The organism is Roseateles sp. FW305-36 (genome assembly GCF_058787015.1).
In genome coordinates this window covers 136,481-154,834 of the sequence record NZ_JBYSZK010000017.1, presented here as the reverse complement: position 1 = coordinate 154,834, position 18,354 = coordinate 136,481, and the positions used below count along the sequence as shown (strand labels likewise).

General features: G+C 66.8%; 19 protein-coding genes. 12 read left to right on the top strand and 7 right to left on the bottom strand.

The annotated features are described in order from the left end of the window. Positions 1-121 precede the first annotated feature (121 nt). From AC3WOE_RS25710 to AC3WOE_RS25685, 6 genes are all read right to left on the bottom strand, one after another. Positions 122-421: a flagellar protein FliT gene (locus AC3WOE_RS25710; protein WP_492694512.1), complete on the bottom strand. Its 300-nt coding sequence runs from the start codon at positions 419-421 to the stop codon at positions 122-124. A gap of 28 nt (positions 422-449) precedes the next feature. Further along, positions 450-887 (bottom strand): flagellar export chaperone FliS, encoded by a 438-nt coding sequence (fliS, locus tag AC3WOE_RS25705; RefSeq protein WP_492694510.1) that lies wholly within the window; start codon positions 885-887, stop codon positions 450-452. Between the two features lie 129 nt (positions 888-1,016). After that, positions 1,017-2,414, bottom strand: a complete 1,398-nt coding sequence (gene fliD, locus AC3WOE_RS25700; RefSeq protein ID WP_492694508.1) for a flagellar filament capping protein FliD — start codon at positions 2,412-2,414, stop codon at positions 1,017-1,019. 142 nt (positions 2,415-2,556) lie between these two features. Further along, positions 2,557-3,531 carry a flagellin N-terminal helical domain-containing protein gene (locus AC3WOE_RS25695; RefSeq protein WP_492694506.1) on the bottom strand — a complete coding sequence of 325 codons (975 nt, stop codon included), beginning with the start codon at positions 3,529-3,531 and terminating at the stop codon, positions 2,557-2,559. A 178-nt stretch (positions 3,532-3,709) separates the two neighbouring features. Beyond that, complete coding sequence (locus tag AC3WOE_RS25690; RefSeq protein ID WP_492694504.1) at positions 3,710-4,627, bottom strand: flagellin N-terminal helical domain-containing protein; 918 nt, start codon at positions 4,625-4,627, stop codon at positions 3,710-3,712. A gap of 291 nt (positions 4,628-4,918) precedes the next feature. Beyond that, complete coding sequence (locus AC3WOE_RS25685; RefSeq protein ID WP_492694502.1) at positions 4,919-5,830, bottom strand: flagellin N-terminal helical domain-containing protein; 912 nt, start codon at positions 5,828-5,830, stop codon at positions 4,919-4,921. 443 nt (positions 5,831-6,273) lie between these two features. Between AC3WOE_RS25685 and AC3WOE_RS25680 the strand changes: the two genes are divergently transcribed. The 9 genes from AC3WOE_RS25680 (at position 6,274) to AC3WOE_RS25640 (ending at position 12,416) form a co-directional block, all read left to right on the top strand. Further along, positions 6,274-6,741: a tetratricopeptide repeat protein gene (locus AC3WOE_RS25680; protein ID WP_492694500.1), complete on the top strand. Its 468-nt coding sequence runs from the start codon at positions 6,274-6,276 to the stop codon at positions 6,739-6,741. A 226-nt stretch (positions 6,742-6,967) separates the two neighbouring features. Beyond that, a complete protein-coding gene (gene flhD / locus AC3WOE_RS25675; RefSeq protein ID WP_477937466.1) occupies positions 6,968-7,288 on the top strand; it encodes a flagellar transcriptional regulator FlhD in 321 nt (106 codons plus the stop codon). Positions 7,289-7,321: 33 nt separating this feature from the next. Further along, the gene (gene flhC / locus AC3WOE_RS25670) at positions 7,322-7,858 is read left to right on the top strand and encodes a flagellar transcriptional regulator FlhC (RefSeq protein ID WP_119043339.1); all 537 of its coding nucleotides are present in this window, start codon (positions 7,322-7,324) and stop codon (positions 7,856-7,858) included. Positions 7,859-7,890: 32 nt separating this feature from the next. Continuing rightward, the gene (locus AC3WOE_RS25665) at positions 7,891-8,643 is read left to right on the top strand and encodes a class I SAM-dependent methyltransferase (protein ID WP_492694497.1); all 753 of its coding nucleotides are present in this window, start codon (positions 7,891-7,893) and stop codon (positions 8,641-8,643) included. A gap of 90 nt (positions 8,644-8,733) precedes the next feature. Beyond that, positions 8,734-9,591, top strand: coding sequence for a flagellar motor stator protein MotA (gene motA, locus AC3WOE_RS25660; RefSeq protein WP_492694495.1), 858 nt, complete (start codon positions 8,734-8,736; stop codon positions 9,589-9,591). 12 nt (positions 9,592-9,603) lie between these two features. Then, positions 9,604-10,575 (top strand): flagellar motor protein MotB, encoded by a 972-nt coding sequence (gene motB, locus AC3WOE_RS25655; RefSeq protein WP_492694493.1) that lies wholly within the window; start codon positions 9,604-9,606, stop codon positions 10,573-10,575. 54 nt (positions 10,576-10,629) lie between these two features. Beyond that, positions 10,630-11,022, top strand: coding sequence for a chemotaxis response regulator CheY (cheY, locus tag AC3WOE_RS25650; RefSeq protein WP_119043331.1), 393 nt, complete (start codon positions 10,630-10,632; stop codon positions 11,020-11,022). A gap of 24 nt (positions 11,023-11,046) precedes the next feature. Continuing rightward, entirely contained in the window at positions 11,047-11,676 is a 630-nt protein-coding gene (locus AC3WOE_RS25645; RefSeq protein ID WP_492694520.1) for a protein phosphatase CheZ, read from the top strand. A gap of 164 nt (positions 11,677-11,840) precedes the next feature. After that, the gene (locus AC3WOE_RS25640) at positions 11,841-12,416 is read left to right on the top strand and encodes a hypothetical protein (protein ID WP_492694491.1); all 576 of its coding nucleotides are present in this window, start codon (positions 11,841-11,843) and stop codon (positions 12,414-12,416) included. Here AC3WOE_RS25640 and AC3WOE_RS25635 read toward each other — a convergent pair. Further along, a complete protein-coding gene (locus AC3WOE_RS25635) occupies positions 12,413-13,162 on the bottom strand; it encodes a substrate-binding periplasmic protein (protein WP_492694489.1) in 750 nt (249 codons plus the stop codon). The two genes, AC3WOE_RS25640 and AC3WOE_RS25635, sit on opposite strands and share 4 nt — an antisense overlap. A gap of 171 nt (positions 13,163-13,333) precedes the next feature. Here AC3WOE_RS25635 and flhB point away from each other — a divergent pair, with 171 nt between their 5' ends. The 3 genes from flhB (at position 13,334) to flhF (ending at position 18,352) form a co-directional block, all read left to right on the top strand. After that, positions 13,334-14,509 (top strand): flagellar biosynthesis protein FlhB, encoded by a 1,176-nt coding sequence (gene flhB / locus AC3WOE_RS25630; protein WP_492694487.1) that lies wholly within the window; start codon positions 13,334-13,336, stop codon positions 14,507-14,509. Positions 14,510-14,615: 106 nt separating this feature from the next. Further along, positions 14,616-16,706, top strand: a complete 2,091-nt coding sequence (flhA, locus tag AC3WOE_RS25625; RefSeq protein WP_492694485.1) for a flagellar biosynthesis protein FlhA — start codon at positions 14,616-14,618, stop codon at positions 16,704-16,706. After that, positions 16,703-18,352: a flagellar biosynthesis GTPase FlhF gene (gene flhF, locus AC3WOE_RS25620; RefSeq protein ID WP_492694483.1), complete on the top strand. Its 1,650-nt coding sequence runs from the start codon at positions 16,703-16,705 to the stop codon at positions 18,350-18,352. Before flhA ends, flhF begins: the two co-directional genes overlap by 4 nt. Positions 18,353-18,354: the final 2 nt, after the last annotated feature.

The following is an 18,354-nucleotide window of genomic DNA, read 5'->3' as shown; positions in this document are numbered from 1 at the left end:
ATCAAGCGACCTGGAATGCCGTCAAGCATCTGCAGTCTCCATCAGAGGCTTGACACCGAACACAGTTGCTCGGGGGATCGACCAGACCGCCCGCGTTCAGCGCGGCGGGCTGGGCGAGGGGTCAATGGACAAGTCGGCTTTTGCCCTTCATGACCTGGTCCAGGTCTTCCAGCCACGGCTCGGCCAGGTGGCGGATCTCGGCGTCGTTGAGCAGGATGCGCTGCATGATGCGCGTCTTCAGCTGCGATTCCCCCGGTGCCAGCTGGGCCTGGCTGGCGGCGGACTTGAGCTGCGAGATCAGCAGCACGCAGGCGCCTTCGAGCTTGACGACCTCGTCCCAGTTGCCCGTGCGGGCGGCCGACAGCATGTCGGCGCTGGCCTGTTCGATGGCCTCGTAGTAGTTCAGCAGTTCGGAATTCATGGGGCGTACCGGAAAACAGGGCGGGAGGTCAGGCGGCCTGGGGGGCACGCACCGCGGGGTTGTCGGCAATGGCTGCCCAGGCGTCGCGCACCGGCAGCAGCAGGCGCTTGCATTCCTCGATGGCGGCGACGTCGCTGTGCAGGTTGGCGTAGGTCAGCCGCATGCACAGATAGGCGTAGAGATCGCGCAGGTCGTGGGCCAGCGGGTTGGACTCCAGGTTGAGGGCCGCCTTGAGGCCTTCGTCCAGGATGCGCACGCAGCGGCACAGGGAATTGTTCTTGACCGGGGTGTTGCCGGCCTGGATGGCGGCCAGGGCCAGATTCATGCCTTCGACGACGCCGTCGAACAGCAGGGCGACGAGACGGTGCGGGCTGGCGCTGAGGACGTCGGTCTCGACGCCGACCTTGCCGTAGGCGGAACCGGCGCGGTGGGCTCGAGGGGCAAACGGGGAGGGAGTTCCGTACATGAGGCTTCTCTGGGCTGGATACCTTCAAATTTCGGCGCCCGGCCGGCGAACTTGAGGCGGCTTACCCACCCCGGGAGCGTGAAAAAGGCGCCCTTAGGCGCCTTGTTTGCGGACCGGGGCCGGCCCGCCTCAGCCCGACGAGCTGCCGAACTGCTTGGTCACGTAGGACGACAGCTGGTTCAGCGAGGCCATCTTGGTGTCCAGGGCGCTGTACTGGGCGCGCAGGCGCTTTTCCATCAGCGACAGTGAGTCCTGCAGGTGGTCGATCTGAGTGTCGTTGCTGGCAATCCGCTTTTGCAGGCTGCTCTGGCCGGTCGTGATGGCGCCGTCCGAGCCCAGGATCTTGGTCGCGAAGCTGTTCCATTGCAGCGCGAAGCCCTGGTTGCTGCTGTGGGCGGTGTCCGGTGCCGCGAACAGCTTCTTCAGGTCGGTGAGGTTGGTCAGCGCCTTGTCCAGCTTGGTGTTGTTGACCGTCAGCGTGCCGCTTTGGCCGGGTTCCAGGCCGATGTCGGCCAGCCGGCCGAAGGCGCCGGCCAGCGTCGTCGTGCCGCCGGTGATGCCGCGCAGCATCTGCTGCACCGACACGGCCTTGGTGTCGCCCTGCAGCACGCCGGCCGTCTTGGTGCCGGAGTCGTACTTGGTCTGATCGCGCATCAGGTTGATCAGCTTGTTGTACGAGTCGACGAAGTCCGTGATGGCCTTCTTGACGCTGGTCGTGTCGTTCGCGGTGCCGACGTTGACCGCGCTGGCCGTGGTCTTGAGCAGGGTGACGTTCATGCCGTCTGACAGCCCGGTCAAGGTATTGCTCTCGGACGTCAGGTCCAGCCCGTCCCAGTTGAACTGGGCATTGCTGGCGGCCTGGGCCTGGGTCATGCCGGCGCCACTGGCGGGGTCGTAGGTCAGGTCGGCCAGGGCGGCGTCGGGGCTGCTGATCTGGAAGGCCTGGTTTTCACCGGTGCTCAGCGAGCGGATGACCAGGCGCGTGCCGGCGGCGTCGTTGACCAGGCTGGCGCTGACGCCGGCATTGGCGGCGTTGATCTTGTCGCGGATGCTGGTCAGGGTGTCGGCTGCGCTGACGGAGACGGACACCGGGGCGGCGGCGCCGGCCGTGAAGACCGGCGGTTCACCCGCCCAGCGGCCCAGGGCGATGGTCAGGGTGCCGTCGCCGATGGTGCTGCTGCCGCCCGCGAAGATGCGGCTGGCCACCGACTGGGCGGAGGCCAGCTGGCTGACCTTGAGCACATGGTTCTGGCTGCCGGCGCTGGCGGCCGTGACGGAGGCCACGGTGGGGTCGGAGACGCTGACTGTGGAGGCGTTCCACAGGGTGGCGTCGGACAGCTTCTGGGCGGCCGTCTGCATGGCAGAGACGGCCGACTGCAACATGCCGTAGGCGGAAATCTTGGTCTGGAGCTTGGCCGAGGCCTGCTTGATGTCATTGATCGGCTGCTGCTCGAGCGACATCAGCTTGGTGACCAAGCTTTCGACATCGAGACCGCTTCCGATACCCAGCGACGAGATGGAGGCCATAACCTTTCCTGTTGCAACCCTTCCGCAGGGCCTTCGGCATGCTGGCGGCGAACTTTAGGCAAATTTGCGTCGCGCCGGCATTTGAATGAAAAACGCCGGGCTTCCGACACGCGGAACCCGGCGTTTTGATGCGGCGGGCGGCTTAGCCCTTGAGCAGTTGCAGCACCTGCTGCGGCAGCTGGTTGGCCTGCGCGACCATGGCATTGCCAGCCTGTTGCAGGATCTGTGCCCGCGACATGTTGGACGTTTCCTGGGCGTAATCGGCATCCATGATGCGCGAGCGGGCCGCGGTCTGGTTCTCGACGGCGACCTGCAGGTTGCCGATCACGGAGTCGAAGCGATTCTGGGTGGCACCGTAGGTCGAGCGGGCCAGGTTGACCTGGGCCAGCGCGAAGTCCAGGAACTGGATGGCCACCGACGGGTCGCCTTCGTCGGCATTGGCGCCGGTCAGGGCGGGCGGCGCGCCTGCGGCGGCGAAGTCCACCTGGGCGGTTGGCGGTACACCGCCGGTGCCGCTGCCGGCAGCGCCCAGGATGTTGATCTTGGTGCTGTTGATGGCCGCTTCCAGGGCGCCGTCGTTGCCGTTGGGCGTTCCGGTGGTGCCCAGGGTCGTCGTCAGGATGTCGGCCTGCGTGATGACGATCTGGTCGTCCGCGGTGGCGTTGGCGCCGACCTGGAAGGTGAAGGAGGTCGCCGCACCGGTCAGGATCTGCGAGCCGTTGAAGTTGGTGTTGCGGATGAGGCGTCCCACTTCGGTCTGCAGCTGCGTGAATTCGTTGTTCAGCGCGGCCCGGTCCTGCACGTTGTTGGTGCCGTTGGCGGCCTGGACGGCCAGTTCACGCATGCGTTGCAGCATGTCGCCCACCTTGCCGAGGGAGCCTTCAGCCGTCTGCGCCAGCGAGATGCCGTCGTTGGCATTGCGCATGGCCACCGACATGCCGCGGACTTGCGTGTTCATGCGTTCGGCGATCGCCAGACCGGCGGCATCGTCCTTGGCCGAATTGACACGCAGCCCGGAGGACAGGCGTTGCATCGACACCGCCAGCAAGCCCTGGGAACTGTTCAAGTTCCGCTGTGCGTTCAGCGATGCAATGTTGGTATTGATGGTCTGGGGCATTTGAGCACTCCTGCAAACAGCCCGGTTGATTCCGGTGTCGCCGCCGCAAACACAGCGACGTCATGGAGTGCATTGTGTTGGCGCTGCCCACGGCTCAAAACCGCGAACAGCGCCCAAAACCACGGCCATTAAAGGCCTGTGCCGGCGGTGCCCCCACCGCCCTCGCTTACGCCTTCCATCAACCGCCGCGCAGCAGCGTCAGCACTTGCTGGGGCAGCTGGTTGGCCTGCGAAATCATCGCGGTGCCGGCCTGCTGCAGGATCTGCGCACGGCTCAGGTTGGCGGTTTCGCTGGCGTAGTCGGCGTCCATGATGCGGCTGCGGGCGGCCGACTGGCTTTCCACCGAGACCTGCAGGCTGGAGATGACGGCGTCGAAGCGGTTCTGGGCGGCACCGAAGGTGGAACGGGCCGTGTTCACCTGGGACAGGGCCTGGTCGATCTTGGCGACCGAGTCCAGTGCGCCCTTGGTGCCCGAGCCGGTGTAGACGTCGAAGGTGGCGCCCGTGCCGGCGGCGCCGACGTTGGAGATGTCGGTGTTGGCCGAGTTGGCGACTTCAGCCAGGGCGCCCTGGTTGGTGCCGGCCGCGGTGGCGGTGTTCAGGATGTCGGCGCCCGTGATCGTGATGGTGTCGTTCGCCGTCGCGTTGGCGCCCACCTGGAAGGTGGTGGCGGCGGAACCCGTCAGGATGGAGTTGCCGTTGAAATTGGTGTTGCTGGACAGGCGCGTGATTTCGGACTGCAGCAGCGCGAATTCATTGTTCAGCGCGGTGCGGTCGTCGGTGTTGTTGGTGCCGTTGGCGGACTGCACGGCCAGTTCACGCATGCGCTGCAGCATGTCGCCGATCTTGCCCAGCGCGCCTTCAGCGGTCTGCGCAAACGAGATGCCGTCGTTGGCGTTGCGGATGGCGACGCTCATGCCGCGCACCTGGGTGTTCATGCGTTCGGCAATCGCCAGGCCGGCAGCGTCGTCCTTGGCGGAATTGACACGCAGGCCGGAGGACAGGCGCTGCATGCTGACCATCAGCGAGCCCTGCGAGGCAGACGTGTTGCGCTGGGCGTTCAGCGAAGCGAGGTTGGTGTTGATGATTGCGGACATGGCGCGTTCCTTTCTGTGCCAATAGGTGGAATCCGAGCCCTGGCAGTCGGCGCAGGAAGCCGGTGTGGCCTGCTGCGAGTACTGACGGTCTGGGACCCGTTGAATCCGTTATCGGAACCTGCTGGGGAACGCTTGAGAGTGATCCTTTGGAAAACGGGCCGCTCAATCTCGCGAATTGCGGGGTGATTGGCGGCCTTTTAGGGTGCTTGAGCTGGCGGGCTTTGCCCTCGGGGATCGACGACGACGCTTGTCGCGCCGGAGCTCAGGGCCAGCGTTGAGGCTGGCCCGGGGTCATCGAAGCAACTGCAGCACTTGCTGCGGTTGCTGGTTGGCTTGGGCGATCATGGCCGTACCAGCCTGCTGCAGGATCTGCGCACGGCTCAGGTTGGCGGTTTCCATCGCGTAGTCGGCATCCATGATCCGGCTGCGAGCGGCAGACTGGTTCTCGACCGCGGTACCCAGGCTGGAGATGACGGCGTCGAAGCGGTTCTGGGCGGCGCCGAAGGTCGAGCGGGCCACGTTGACCTGGGAGATCGCCTGGTCGATCTTGGCGATCGAGTCCAGGGCGCCCTTGGTACCGGTGCCGGTGTACACGTCGAAGGTGGTGCCGGTGCCGGCTGCGCCGACGTTGGAGATGTCGGTGTTGGCCGAGTTGGCCACTTCAGCCAGTGCGCCGTCGTTCTTGCCGGCCGCAGTGGTCGTGCCCAGCACGTTCTGGCCGCTGATGGTGATGGTGTCGTTGGCGGTGGCGTTGGCGCCGACCTGGAAGTTGAACGCCGTCGTGTTGGTCAGCACCGCCTGGCCGTTGAAGGTCGTGTTGGTGCTCAGGCGCGTGATTTCGCTCTGCAGCTGCGTGAACTCGTTGTTCAGCGCGGTGCGGTCGTCGCTGTTGTTGGTGCCGTTGGCGGACTGGACGGCCAGTTCACGCATGCGCTGCAGCATGTCGTTGACCTTGCCGAGGGCGCCTTCAGCCGTCTGCGACAGCGAGATGCCGTCGTTGGCGTTGCGGATGGCGACATTCATCCCCTTGACCTGGGAATTCATGCGTTCCGCGATGGCCAGGCCGGCGGCGTCGTCTCGGGCGGAGTTCACACGCAGGCCGGACGACAGGCGTTGCATGGACGTGGCCAGCGCGCTCTGCGCAGTGCTGGCGTTGCGCTGTGCGTTGAGCGACAGCAGGTTGGTATTGATAACTGCGGGCATGATGCGCTTCCTTTCAACTAGAGATGACCCGGCAAAGGCGCCGGCGAAGACCCAGGTGCCCGGGTGAGGCACCCGTGCTGCCCACGCAGACCCGCCCTTATTAGTTAGTAGGCAAGCCCTTGTGGCTACGCCCGACGCCAGTCAACCTTTGAAGCGGGTCCATCACCTGGGGTCTGGACTTCGCCTCGGCTTTCCAGCCGGACCACGGAACCGTTGCCGGCGCCGTTGCATTGGCTATCGGACGGCGCCACACGTTTCTTGAGGCGCTTTTGTCAAGGGGTGTGATCTTTTGAACAGAGGCCGACGCAAGACCTTGTTCATCGGATCGGCCCGACGACCTTTTTTTGACGCGGAAGAGCCCGGCTTTTCCCTGGATCGGCCAAAAGGGGCTTGCCTAAAGTCCTCTTCATCCCGGCCGATACGACGCCGGACTGGAGCCCCAGATGCCCGCCTTGTCTGCTTCGACCCGTCAAAAAGTTGCCCATATCCCCGCCACCGCCGCTGCCGCAGCGATGTCGGAAGATGCGCTGATGCTGCTGGCCCGTGCCCGCAACGCCGCGTTTGCCGAAGCCGCCCGGGGCAACCTGGGCCAGGGCCTGGGCATCCTGCAGGATGCGCTGCAGGACGAGCCCACCAGCCACGAACTGCTGGCCGACATGGGCGCCTTGCTGCTGGTGGCCGGCCGCCATGAGCAAGCCGCCAACTGCGCCGAGCGCGCCCTGAAGATCCGCCCCGACCACGGCCCCAGCCTCTACACCCTGGGTTTTGCGTTGTCGGGCCGCGGCCAGAAGAAGCAGGCGATCGAGGTGCTGAGTGCGCTGAAGTCCGGCCCTGCCGCTGACAGCCTGCGCGCCGAGTCGCCCGAGTTGATGCCGGTGGCCATGACCGAGCTGCAGCGACTGCTCGGCTGACGAGACAGATTTCACACCTTCGGGGCCCCGCCGGCGCAAGCTGGCGGGGCCCCGATTCTTTGGCGGCGGGAGACCCCGACGCGCCTGTAGGAATTTCGCTGACAAGGGCTTCCTGTCAGGGTGACGCTGCGCACCGACGCCGCCTGATATCGCGAGAAAAGGGCCTTCAACACAATCCGTTTCACTGATCCGCAACACCCCTCTACCTCTGAAACGGAAGCCCGCCATGAACGCCGACCAAATGCTCGCCGAGATCCGTGAAGCCAACCTGTCCTACCTGATGCTGGCCCAGAGCCTGATCCGCGCCGACCGCGAACAGGCCCTGTACCGCCTCGGTATCAGCGAAGACACGGCCACGCTGATCGGCACGCTGAGCCCGGCCCAGATCATGAAGATCGCTTCCGGCAACACCCTGCTGTGCGCCTTCCGCATGAGCGACGACCTGGTGTGGGGCCTGCTGACCAACCACAGCAAGCCGGGCGCCAACGAATCGGTTTCGCGGCTCCACGCCAGCATCCTCATGGCTGGCCGCCACGAGCACGCCTGATCTAGAACCCAACATCTGATTCCGGAGCCCACCATGCGCGTCAAGAGCATCCTCACCGAAGCCAAGCAGATCGACCGTGCCGTTCAGCTGATCCACCTCGGTGCCCGCCTGCAGGTGCTGGAATCCGAAACCGACCTGTCCTACGAGCGCCTGCTGCGCCTGTACAAGGAAGTCAGCGGCAAGTCGCCGTCCAAGGGCCAGCTGCCCTTCTCGACCGACTGGTTCATGACCTGGCAGCCCAATATCCACGCCAGCCTCTTCCTGAACATCCACGAATACCTGAACAAGGCCGCGGCACTGGACGAGATCGACACCGTCATCAAGGCCTACCAGCTCTATCAGGAGCAGACGACGGCCCAGGGCCTGGAAGCCATGCTGTCCGTCACCCGCGCCTGGCGCCTGGTGAAGTTCGTCGACAACGGCATGCTGACGCTGACCAAGTGCTCCAAGTGCAATGGCCAGTTCGTCACCCACCCGCACGAGACGGCCCGCCACTTCGTCTGCGGCCTGTGCAACCCGCCCGCGCGCGCCGGCAAGGGCCGCGCCCAGGGCTCCATCCAGATGCACTGATTGATATAGGGCAATCGGGCGACACTGTCGCCATGTGGATCACCCGTTGGCCGCTGCCGGCTTTGTTGAGCTGGTTGGCGGCCTGGTTCATTTATGCGGCCGCGCTTTGGGCCGGCCTGTCCCCAGGGCCGGCGCTGGCGCTGGGGGCTGCCGTCGCAGCCTCACTCGCCTGGCTGAATGACGAGCGCTGGCGCCGGCTCATCGTCGCCTTGGGCTTTCCGGCCTCGGTGCTGGCCCTGGGCTGGCAGGGCGGGGCGTCCGGCCTGCTCTGGTTGGCGCCGCTGGCCCTGCTGTGGTGGCTCTACCCGCGCCGGACCTGGTCTGAAGCGCCCCTCTTTCCCACGCCCCGTGGTGCGCTGCAGCAACTGGCCGCTCTGGCGCCATTGCCGCCGGGCGCCCGGGTGCTGGACGCCGGCTGCGGCGTCGGCGACGGCCTGCGTGAACTGTTGCACGTCTATCCGGCAGCCTGCGTCGAGGGCGTCGAATGGAGCCGGCCGCTGGCTTGGGCTGCCCGGCTGCGGGTGCGCGGCGCCCGGGTGCGCCAGGGCGACCTGTGGGCGGACGACTGGTCGGCCTATGCACTGATCTATGTCTTCCAGCGCCCGGAGTCCATGCCCCGGGTCTGGGCCAAGGCCTGCGGGGAACTGGCGGCTGGTGCCTGGCTGGTCAGCCTGGATTTCGCGGTGCCCGACGTCAAGCCGGTGGCGAGCTGGCAACTGCCCGGCGGCCAGTTCGTGTGGCTTTACCGCCCGGTGCGGAATGGGGCGGCAAAGCCCGCCAATTGAGTGCTTCCGGCGGGCTTCATCGCGGCATACTTTGCTCAAGCCCCCCGGCAGCAGGTCGATATGGCCTGAACACCCCCAACTCAACCGCGCATGTTCGTCATCATCGGCTGGGCCATCTCCATGGCCTGCATCTTCGGCGTGTTCATCGCCCACGGCGGGAACATCGGCGTCATCCTGCACGCCTTGCCCTTCGAGATGATCACCATCTTCGGCGCCGCCATTGGTGCCTTCCTGGCCAACAACCAGATGAAGGTGGTCAAGGCGACCGCGGCGGGCCTGGGCCTGTGCTTCAAGGGCAGCAAATACAGCAAGGCCCGCTATATGGAGCTGCTGGCGCTGATGTACGACATCCTGCAGAAGGCCCGCAAGGAAGGCCTGATGTCCATCGAGAAGGACGTCGAGGATCCGCACAGCAGCCCGCTGTTCCAGAAATACACGACGGTGGGCAATGACCACCACGTCACCGAATTCATCACCGACTACCTGCGCATGATGGTGTCGGGCAATCTGAACGCCCACGAGATCGAGTCGCTGATGGACAGCGAGATCGAGACCCATCACCAGGAGGAGCACGCCGCCGTGGCCGCGCTGCAACGCCTGGCCGGTGGGCTGCCGGCCTTCGGCATCGTGGCCGCCGTGTTGGGTGTCGTGAACACCATGGGCTCGGTCGGCCAGCCGCCGGCCGTGCTGGGCGGCATGATCGGCTCCGCCCTGGTCGGTACCTTCCTGGGCATTCTGCTGGCCTACGGCTTCGCCGAGCCGCTGGCCGGCCTGCTGGAGCAGAAGGTCGAAGACGCCGGCAAGGAATTCCAGTGCATCAAGACGACGCTGCTGGCCAGCATGCAGGGCTATGCGCCTGCAGTGGCCATCGAGTTCGGCCGCAAGGTGCTGTTCTCTGGCGACCGCCCGTCGTTCACGGAACTCGAAGGCCACGTCAAGAAGAAGTGATGGAGCCCTGAGATGGCCGGCGACGCCAAGAAACTACAGCCCATCATCATCAAGAAGGTGAAGAAGGGCGGCCACGCGGCCCACGGCGGCGCGTGGAAGATCGCCTACGCCGACTTCGTCACGGCCATGATGGCCTTCTTCCTGCTCATGTGGCTGCTGGGCTCGACGACCGAGGGCGACAAGAAGGGCATCGCCGACTTCTTCCAGTCACCGTTGAAGGTCGCCATGCTGGGCGGCTCGGGCTCGGGCGACTCCTCCAGCGTCATCCGCGGCGGCGGCAAGGACCTCACGCGCGAAACCGGCCAGGTCAAGGAAGGTGACAGCGCCGCCAAGAAGGCCAGCTACACCCTGCGCGCGCTGAAGGAAGAACAGCGCAAGGCCGAGAAGTCGCGGCTGGAGCAGCTCAAGACCAAGGTCGAGGAGGTGCTGGCGGAGAACCCCAAGCTGGCGGCCCTGGGCGGCCAGATCCGGCTGGACATGACCAAGGAAGGCCTGCGCATCCAGATCGTCGACGAGGGCAATCGCCCGATGTTCGACAGCGGCAGCGCCATCGTGAAGCCCTATATGCGCGAACTGCTGCGCGAACTCGGCAGCGTGCTGACCGAGGTGCCCAATCGCCTGACGGTGGAGGGCCACACCGACGCCCAGCCCTTCCCGGGCGGCGACAAGGGCTACAGCAACTGGGAGCTGTCGGCCGACCGCGCCAATGCTTCGCGTCGGGAACTGGTCGCGGGCGGCCTGTCGGAGGCGCGCATGCTGCGTGTGCAGGGCCTGGCGGCCAGCAAGCTGCTCGACGCCAAGGACCCCAACGGGGCGCTGAACCGGCGCATCAGCATCATCGTCATGAACCGCGATGCCGAGGACGCCGTGCTGAAGAATCTGCCGGACGAGCCCGAGGCCGAGGCCGCGGCGCCGGAGCCTGCAACGCAAGTGCCGCCAAGCGGTAAATTGCCGCAAACTCAGCCGCCGTCGCCCGCGCGCTAGAACTAGACTGCGGGCTGACCCCCGATATACCGCCAGCCCCGAGAGAGGATCGCCATGAGCGCTGACATGAAATTCCTGGTCGTCGACGACTTCTCCACCATGCGCCGCATCGTGCGCGGTCTGCTGAAGGAAATTGGCTACAACAACTGCGAAGAGGCCGAGGACGGCGTCGAGGCCCTGAACATGCTCAAGGGCGCCAAGTTCGACTTCGTCGTCAGCGACATCAACATGCCCAACATGACGGGCTTCGAGTTGCTGAAGGCCATCAAGGAAGATCCCAACCTCAAGCACCTGCCGGTGCTGATGGTCACCGCCGAGGCACGCAAGGAAGACATCGTGCTGGCCGCCCAGTCGGGCGCCGCGGGTTACATCGTCAAGCCCTTCACCAAGGCGACGCTGGAAGAAAAAGTCCTGAAGATCATGCAGAAGCTGGCTGCGGCCGCCTGATAACAAAAGGGGACTGCCATGTCGATGGATCAACTGGAGCAATTGGGCAAGGCCCAGGAGCCGCTGCTCGTCTCGCCCGAGGTCTTCCAGCAGCTCGGCACGATCACGCGCACGCTGCACGACACCATGCAGCGCCTGGGCGTCATGCCCAAGCTGCAGGTGGCCACCGACGGCCTGCCCGATGCGCGCAGCCGCCTGAGCTATATCGCCGAGAAGACGGCTGCTGCCGCCGAGAAGGTGCTGAACTCCGTCGACCAGGCCAAGGCCGAGCACGCCGGCATCAGCAAGGCCACCCAGGAGCTGGCTGCCGCCATCGTGGCCGACCCGGTCCGCGCGGTCGCGAGCGGTGCCGTGATGAACTTCGTCAAGGATGTCGAGAACCGCACCGCGAGCATCGACAACCACCTGACCGACATCATGCTGGCCCAGGACTTCCATGACCTGACCGGCCAGGTCGTCGCCAAGGTTGTCAAGCTCGCCAACGACCTGGAAGACAGCCTCGTCAAGCTGCTGGTCCAGGTCGTGCCGCCCGAGCAGCGCGAAAAGGTCGACCCGACCATCCTGCAGGGCCCGGTCGTCAACGCCGAAGGCCGCACCGACGTCGTCACCAACCAGGGCGAGGTCGACGACCTGCTGGCCAGCCTGGGCTTCTGAAGCACGCCGCTTCAAGCTCGCCAAGCCCGTAGAGCCCGCCATCAGGCGGGCTTTTTCTTTGTCCCTGAATACGGCGATGCAGGCCGTTCGTGGGGTGGCGGTCATCTGCTACAAACGCCGCCGTCGCCCACTGACGGCGGCGTTAACAACATCAGGGATATCCGATGATCAGATCCCAGCAGCTGGCCCTCACCATGGCCGCCAGTCTTGCCATCGTGGCGCCACAAGCCCAGGCCCAATCCAGCGCGACGGACTCGCGCATCGGCTGGTACGGCGACCTGGCTGTCGGCGGCACTCACTACGAGTCCGAGCCCGGCTTCATCACCTGCCGCTGCCGCAAGGCCAGCGCCACCGCTCTCGCAGCCGGCGTCGGCTATCGTTTCGGCGTCGCCGCCATCGAGGCCCGGTATCTGGACCTCGGCAAGGCCAATTTCGGTGCCGACTACTGGGGGCAGGCCACTTCGGCTCATTTCCGCGCCGCCGTGCTCGGTGGAGCCTTTTCTGCCCGCTGGGGGCAGCATGTCGAGGCGACCTGGCGCGTGGGTGCGGCCTTCGTCAATGCGTCCGCCAGTAGCGGCAGCCAGCACGATGTGCGCGCCACGGGAGGCTTCACCATCGGCTGGCGCACCACCGAGACCGCGACGCTCGAACTGGGCTTCGACTATCTGAGCGCCCGCGATGCCAGCGGTGCCCGCACCGACGCCATGCCCATCCTGCTGGGCTTTCGCCAGCGGTTCTAGTCGGCCTGGGCTTCGGGCGCCAACTCGCGGATGGCCTGGTTGAGCTTGTCCAGGGTCTGCGGCGCGACCTGCATCGAGCAGGCCAGATAGCGCAGTTCGCCGCGCGGCATGTCGGCGAACTCGATGCGCACCAGCGGCAGCGGCGTGAATTCGGCGTCCTTGCGCAGCCAGTTCAGGTCTTCCTCGTCGATCAGCATGTAGTCGACCCGGCGGGCGCCCACCATGCGCGCCAGCTGCAGCGGCGCCAACTGGGCGCGCAGCGGCGGCTTGGCGGCCGTGGCGAGGAACTGGTCCAGCTGCTGGCCGTAGGACACGCCGTCCATCAGGCCGGGCTGCAGCGAAGCGTCGGCAAACAGCTGGGCCACCCGCGGGATGGCGCGGATCTGCGCGGCGACGCTTGCATGGGCCAGCACCACATGGGGGCGGTCGCGATGAATGGGCAGGGTGAAGCGGGCAAAGGCCTCGCGCTCGGGGTTCTTGTACAGGCCCGGCGAGCACAGCGCCGCCTGGTTGGATTGCAGATGCTGCAAGGTGCGGCGGATGGGCACCTCGGCATAGCGCGCCTCGATGCCGGCGCGCTTGAGCAGCTTGAGGGTGCGCTCCATCAGGAAGCCGGCCGGCTTGCCGTCCACGGTGTAGCTGTAGGGCGGCTTGTCGCGGTATTCGATGGTCAGTGACGGCTGCGCCAGGGCGGCACCGGTGCAGCAGGTGGCCATCACGGCGAGCAGTCGGAGGAGGCGGACCATGAACGCGAGATTAGCCCCTGCCGCGCCGCCCCAGCCTCCCAGGTAGCGGCAATCCTGCACATCCTGCCGACCGTTGCATCGCAGGGCGCGGAATAGCCGGACAAGCCCCCCGCTTTTCGCGCTCAAGTTTCGCGGGCCGCCCCGAACAATTGGGTGGAGAGCAGCATCGCCATGGCCGACCACGACGCACAGGATCGCAACCTACCCGCCTCGCCCAAGAAGATCGAGAGATCCCGGGCCGAGGGCCAATTGCCGCGTTCGCGCGACCTGCCGCATTTCGCCATGATGGTCACCGGTGGCGCCGCCCTGGCCGCCGGCGGGCCGCAGATCATCGAGAAGCTGCGCCAGACCCTGGTCGCCGGCCTGCACTTCGACGCCCGCATGCTGGCCAGGCCCGGCTTCATGGGCGAGCGCCTCATCGAGATGACGCTGGCCTTCGCCAGCGTCGCCGGCCCGATCACGGCCCTGCTGATGGTCGTCGGCATCGCCAGCAACCTCGCCAGCGGTGGCTGGAACTGGACGATGAAGCCGATGGCGCCCAAGTTCACCCATCTCAACCCCATCGCCGGCATCGCCCGCCTGTTCAGCGGCCAGGGTTTCGGCGCGGCGCTGAAGGCCGTGCTGCTGGCCCTGGTGCTGGGCATCGTCGGCGCACTGGTGCTGAAGAACCGCCTGGCGGCCTATGTCGGCATCATGTCCGTGCCCCTGCCTTCGGCTCTGGCCTATGCCGGCCAGCAGCTGATGGGCGGCCTGGGCTTGCTGGCCGTGGCCCTGGCGGTGTTCGCCGCCATCGACGTGCCGCTGCAGCGCCAGCTCTGGCTGCGTCGCATGCGCATGACCCGGGAAGAGGTCAAGCAGGAACTGAAGGAAGTCGAAGGCAACCTGGAGATCAAGGCCAAGGTGCGGGCCCGCATGCGTGAGATGGCCAAGCGCCGCATGCTGGCCGCCGTGCCCCAGGCCGACCTGGTGGTCATGAACCCGACCCACTATGCCGTGGCGCTGAAGTACGAGGAAGGCAAGATGGCCGCGCCCAAGGTCGTGGCCAAGGGCGCCGACCTGCTCGCCATGAAGATCCGCGACCTGGCCAAGGAGAGCAAGGTGCCGGTGCTGCAGCAGCCCGTCCTCGCCCGTGCCCTCTACGCCCACGCCAAGGTCGACCACGAGATTCCTGCCGCGCTGTTCGGCGCCGTAGCCCAGGTGCTGGCCTATGTCTACCAGCTGCGCGCCGCGCTGAAGACGCGCAACCTGAACGCCCCCGACATGCCCAAGCCGCATGTGCCGCCGGAGCTGGACCCGCACAACAAGCCGGGCTGGGCGCCCGACCCCGAGGAAGACTTCACGGAGTGAGGGCCGCGGGGTGGCTCGGGCGAGAACAGCCCGGTTTTCACGCCCTTTCTCCGGCTCAAGTTTTGCGGGCCGCCACGAAGAATGCGGGTGAGACCCCATCCGTCGCATGAACCAGCTCACCGCCAAACTCCAAGCCCTGCTCGGCCCGCGCGCCGGCATCATCGCGGCCCTGGGCGCGCCCATCGCGATCCTGCTGGTGCTGTCGATGATGGTGCTGCCGCTGCCGCCCTTTGCGCTGGACCTGCTGTTCACCTTCAACATCGCCATGGCCGTCATGGTCATGATGGTGGCAGCGCACATGATCCGGCCGCTGGACTTCGCGGCGTTCCCGACCGTGCTGCTGCTCACCACCCTGATGCGCCTGTCGCTGAACGTCGCGTCCACGCGCGTGGTGCTGCTGCAGGGCCATACCGGCACCGGCGCGGCCGGCAAGGTCATCGAATCCTTCGGCCACTTCCTGATCGGCGGCAACTTCGCCGTCGGCCTGATCGTCTTCGCCATCCTGGTGGTCATCAACTTCATCGTCGTGACCAAGGGCGCGGAGCGCATCGCCGAGGTCGGTGCCCGCTTCACGCTGGATGCCATGCCTGGCAAGCAGATGGCGGTGGACGCCGACCTGAACGCCGGCCTCATCAACGAAGCCGAGGCCAAGCGCCGCCGCGCCGAGCTGAGCGATGAAGCCGACTTCTTCGGCTCCATGGACGGTGCCAGCAAGTTCGTGCGCGGCGATGCCGTCGCCGGCATGCTGATCCTGGCCATCAACATCGTCGGCGGCTTCATCATCGGCGTGGCCCAGCACGGCCTGTCGGCCGGCCAGGCCGCCGACAGCTACATCCTGCTGGCCGTCGGCGACGCCCTGGTGGCCCAGGTGCCGGCCCTGCTGATCTCGGTCGCGGCCGCCATGGTGGTGTCGCGCGTGGGCACCGACAAGGACATCGGCAGCCAGATCGGCCGCCAGGTGTTCGGCTCGGCCAAGTCGCTGGCCATCACGGCCGGCGTCATCGGCGCCCTGGGGCTGATCCCGGGCATGCCCCACGTCGTCTTCCTGCTGATCGCCTCGGGCCTGGGCTATCTGGCCTACTGGCTGCGCGCCAAGGAGCAGGCCGCCGAGGCCGCCAAGGCCGTCAAGCCCATCATGCCATCCAGCGAAGGTTCGGGCGAAGCCAGCTGGGAAGACCTGGTGCCCGTCGACACCCTGGGGCTGGAAGTCGGCTACCGCCTCATCACCCTGGTCGACAAGACCAAGGAAGGCGACCTGCTGTCCCGCATCAAGGGCGTGCGCCGCAAGTTCGCCCAGGAAGTCGGCTTCCTGCCGCCGCCGGTGCACATCCGCGACAACCTCGAGCTGCGCCCCAGCCAATACCGCATCTCGCTGCGCGGCGCCGTCGTCGGCGAGGCCGAGGCCTACCCGGGCATGTGGCTGGCCATCAACCCCGGCCACGCGACTCAGAAGCTCATCGGCACGCCGACCACCGACCCCGCCTTCGGCCTGCCGGCCACGTGGATCGAGGAACGCCAGAAGGAGATGGCCCAAATGAGCGGGTTTACGGTCGTTGATTGCTCGACCGTCGTGGCCACCCACCTTTCACACTTGATGCAAGTGCACGCGGCCAAGTTGTTGGGCCGCGTGGAGACGCAGGCCCTGGTGGAACACCTCACCAAGCAGGCGCCGCAATTGATCGAAGACGTGATTCCCAAGATGGTCAGCATCGCCACCCTGCAACGCGTTCTCCAGCTGCTGCTGGAGGAGGGCGTGCACGTCCGCGACATGCGCTCCATCGTCGAATGTCTGGCCGAGAACGCCGCCGCCGTCACCGACCCGGTCGAGCTGGCCCGCCGCATCCGCACCCATCTCGCGCCGGCCATCGTGCAGCAGATCTACGGCAGCACCAAGGAGCTGGACGTCATCGCGCTGGAGCCCGAGCTCGAGCGCCTGGTCACCCAGGCCCTCAATTCACCGCATGGCGCGGCCCTGGACCCGGGTGTGGCCGACACCCTGGCCCGCAGCGCCGCCGAGAACGCCCAGAAGCAGGAAGACCGCGGCGTGCCCGCCACGCTGCTGGTGCCCGACCTGATCCGCGCCCCCATGGCCCGCCTGCTCAGGCGCGCCGCGCCCCGGCTCAAGGTGCTCGGCCACAGCGAGATTCCTGAGACCCACACCATCCGCATCGGCTCCATCATCGGAGGCACAGCATGAACGTCCGTAAATTCACCGCCCGCACTTCTCGCGAGGCGTTGGCCCTCGTCAAGCAGGCCTTCGGTCCCGACGCGGTCGTGCTGTCGAACAAGAACGTGCCGGAAGGCGTCGAGGTGCTGGCCATGGCCCCGGAAGGCATGGGCCAGATCGAGCAGATGGCCCAGACCGCACCGCGCACCGCGGCCCGCCCGCAGATTGCCCCGCCGCCCACCATGCCCCAGCAGCCGGCCGCGCGTGGCAGCTTCGCCGACCGCGCCTCGCGCCAGGAGCCCAGCTTCGGCGCGCCGGAGGTGAATGGCGACGTCGAGCAACTGGCCATGAGCACGCTGAGCTTCCAGGACTATGTGCGCGAACGCGTGCTGCGCCGCCGCCAGGCCGAGATGACGGGCCAGCCCGACCCGGTCGCTGCCGCCGCTCCCCGCATTGCTCCGCCGCCGACCCAGCCGGCCGCATCCTCGCTCGACGCTGCCCGCGCCCGCCGTGAGCAGCGTGCCGCCGAAGCCATGGCCGCCATGGCACCCAAGCGCGTCGCGCCGCCGCCGACGGTGCCCCAGGCCCGCCCGATGCCGCCGGTGCTGCGTGACGAGATCCGCATCCCGACGGCCACTGCGCAGCGCGTGGTGCCCCAGCTCAGCGACATCGCGGCCGCCGAACCCCTGCCCCTGCCGGGCCAGCCCAATGCCAGCCAGCGCAGCCAGATGGACATGGCTTCCGAGCTGCGACAGATGCGCGGCCTCATCGAAGAGCGCTTCTCCTCCCTCGCCTTCATGGAAAAGCTGCAGCGCCAGCCCGTGCAGGCGCGCCTGACCCAGAAGCTGCTGGAGCTGGGCTTTTCGCCCGCCCTGGTGCGCAAGCTGGCCGAGAGCTGCCCGTCCGACTTCCGCGGCACCGAAGTCGCCGACGAGACCGCCTGGGCCGCCCACGTGCTGTCGCGCAATCTGCAGACCGACGAGGCCGCCCCGGCCATCGAGGACCGTGGCGGCGTGTTCGCGCTGATCGGTTCCACCGGCGTCGGCAAGACGACGACGACCGCCAAGCTGGCCGCCCACTTCGCCACCAAGTTCGGCGCCAGCCAGCTCGGCCTCATCACGCTGGACGCCTACCGCATCGGCGCCCACGAGCAGCTGCGTGCCTATGGCCGCATCCTCGGCGTGCCCGTGCACACGGCCCATGACCGCGCCTCGCTGGACGACCTGCTGGATCTGCTGTCCAGCAAGAAGCTGGTTCTGATCGACACCGCCGGCATGGCCCAGCGCGACAGTCGCACCCAGGAACTGCTGGAGATGCTGGCCCACCCCAGCATCAAGAAGCTGCTCGTCATCAATGCGGCCCAGCAGGGCGAGACCATCGAGGACGTCGTCACCGCCTGGAAGGGCGCCGCCTGCGAAGGCGTCGTCCTCAGCAAGATCGACGAAGCCGTCAAGCTGGCCCCGGCCCTGGACACGCTGATCCGCCACAAGCTCAAGGTGCTGGGCGTGGCCAACGGCCAGCGCGTGCCGGAAGACTGGCACCGCCTGCCGAGCGTCGCCCTGGTGCAGCGCGCGCTGAAGGGCGACGCCTCCGGCGCCTGGCGCATGGACAACACCGACGTCAACCTCATCTTCGCCGGCGCGCCGCTGACCGAAGGCATGAGGGCCGTCCACTGATG

Excerpts from the sequence above, each read along its gene's own strand:
- fliS (WP_492694510.1), bottom strand. The coding sequence starts at position 887 with ATGTACGGAACTCCCTCCCCGTTTGCCCCTCGAGCCCACCGCGCCGGT.
- flhD (WP_477937466.1), top strand. The coding sequence starts at position 6,968 with ATGAACGCCGACCAAATGCTCGCCGAGATCCGTGAAGCCAACCTGTCC.
- AC3WOE_RS25640 (WP_492694491.1), top strand. The coding sequence starts at position 11,841 with ATGATCAGATCCCAGCAGCTGGCCCTCACCATGGCCGCCAGTCTTGCC.
- flhA (WP_492694485.1), top strand. The coding sequence starts at position 14,616 with ATGAACCAGCTCACCGCCAAACTCCAAGCCCTGCTCGGCCCGCGCGCC.
- flhF (WP_492694483.1), top strand. The coding sequence starts at position 16,703 with ATGAACGTCCGTAAATTCACCGCCCGCACTTCTCGCGAGGCGTTGGCC.
- AC3WOE_RS25635 (WP_492694489.1), bottom strand. The coding sequence starts at position 13,162 with ATGGTCCGCCTCCTCCGACTGCTCGCCGTGATGGCCACCTGCTGCACC.
- AC3WOE_RS25665 (WP_492694497.1), top strand. The coding sequence starts at position 7,891 with ATGTGGATCACCCGTTGGCCGCTGCCGGCTTTGTTGAGCTGGTTGGCG.
- AC3WOE_RS25695 (WP_492694506.1), bottom strand. The coding sequence starts at position 3,531 with ATGCCCCAGACCATCAATACCAACATTGCATCGCTGAACGCACAGCGG.
- AC3WOE_RS25685 (WP_492694502.1), bottom strand. The coding sequence starts at position 5,830 with ATGCCCGCAGTTATCAATACCAACCTGCTGTCGCTCAACGCACAGCGC.
- cheY (WP_119043331.1), top strand. The coding sequence starts at position 10,630 with ATGAGCGCTGACATGAAATTCCTGGTCGTCGACGACTTCTCCACCATG.
- motA (WP_492694495.1), top strand. The coding sequence starts at position 8,734 with ATGTTCGTCATCATCGGCTGGGCCATCTCCATGGCCTGCATCTTCGGC.
- flhC (WP_119043339.1), top strand. The coding sequence starts at position 7,322 with ATGCGCGTCAAGAGCATCCTCACCGAAGCCAAGCAGATCGACCGTGCC.
- AC3WOE_RS25645 (WP_492694520.1), top strand. The coding sequence starts at position 11,047 with ATGGATCAACTGGAGCAATTGGGCAAGGCCCAGGAGCCGCTGCTCGTC.
- AC3WOE_RS25680 (WP_492694500.1), top strand. The coding sequence starts at position 6,274 with ATGCCCGCCTTGTCTGCTTCGACCCGTCAAAAAGTTGCCCATATCCCC.
- motB (WP_492694493.1), top strand. The coding sequence starts at position 9,604 with ATGGCCGGCGACGCCAAGAAACTACAGCCCATCATCATCAAGAAGGTG.
- fliD (WP_492694508.1), bottom strand. The coding sequence starts at position 2,414 with ATGGCCTCCATCTCGTCGCTGGGTATCGGAAGCGGTCTCGATGTCGAA.
- AC3WOE_RS25690 (WP_492694504.1), bottom strand. The coding sequence starts at position 4,627 with ATGTCCGCAATCATCAACACCAACCTCGCTTCGCTGAACGCCCAGCGC.
- AC3WOE_RS25710 (WP_492694512.1), bottom strand. The coding sequence starts at position 421 with ATGAATTCCGAACTGCTGAACTACTACGAGGCCATCGAACAGGCCAGC.
- flhB (WP_492694487.1), top strand. The coding sequence starts at position 13,334 with ATGGCCGACCACGACGCACAGGATCGCAACCTACCCGCCTCGCCCAAG.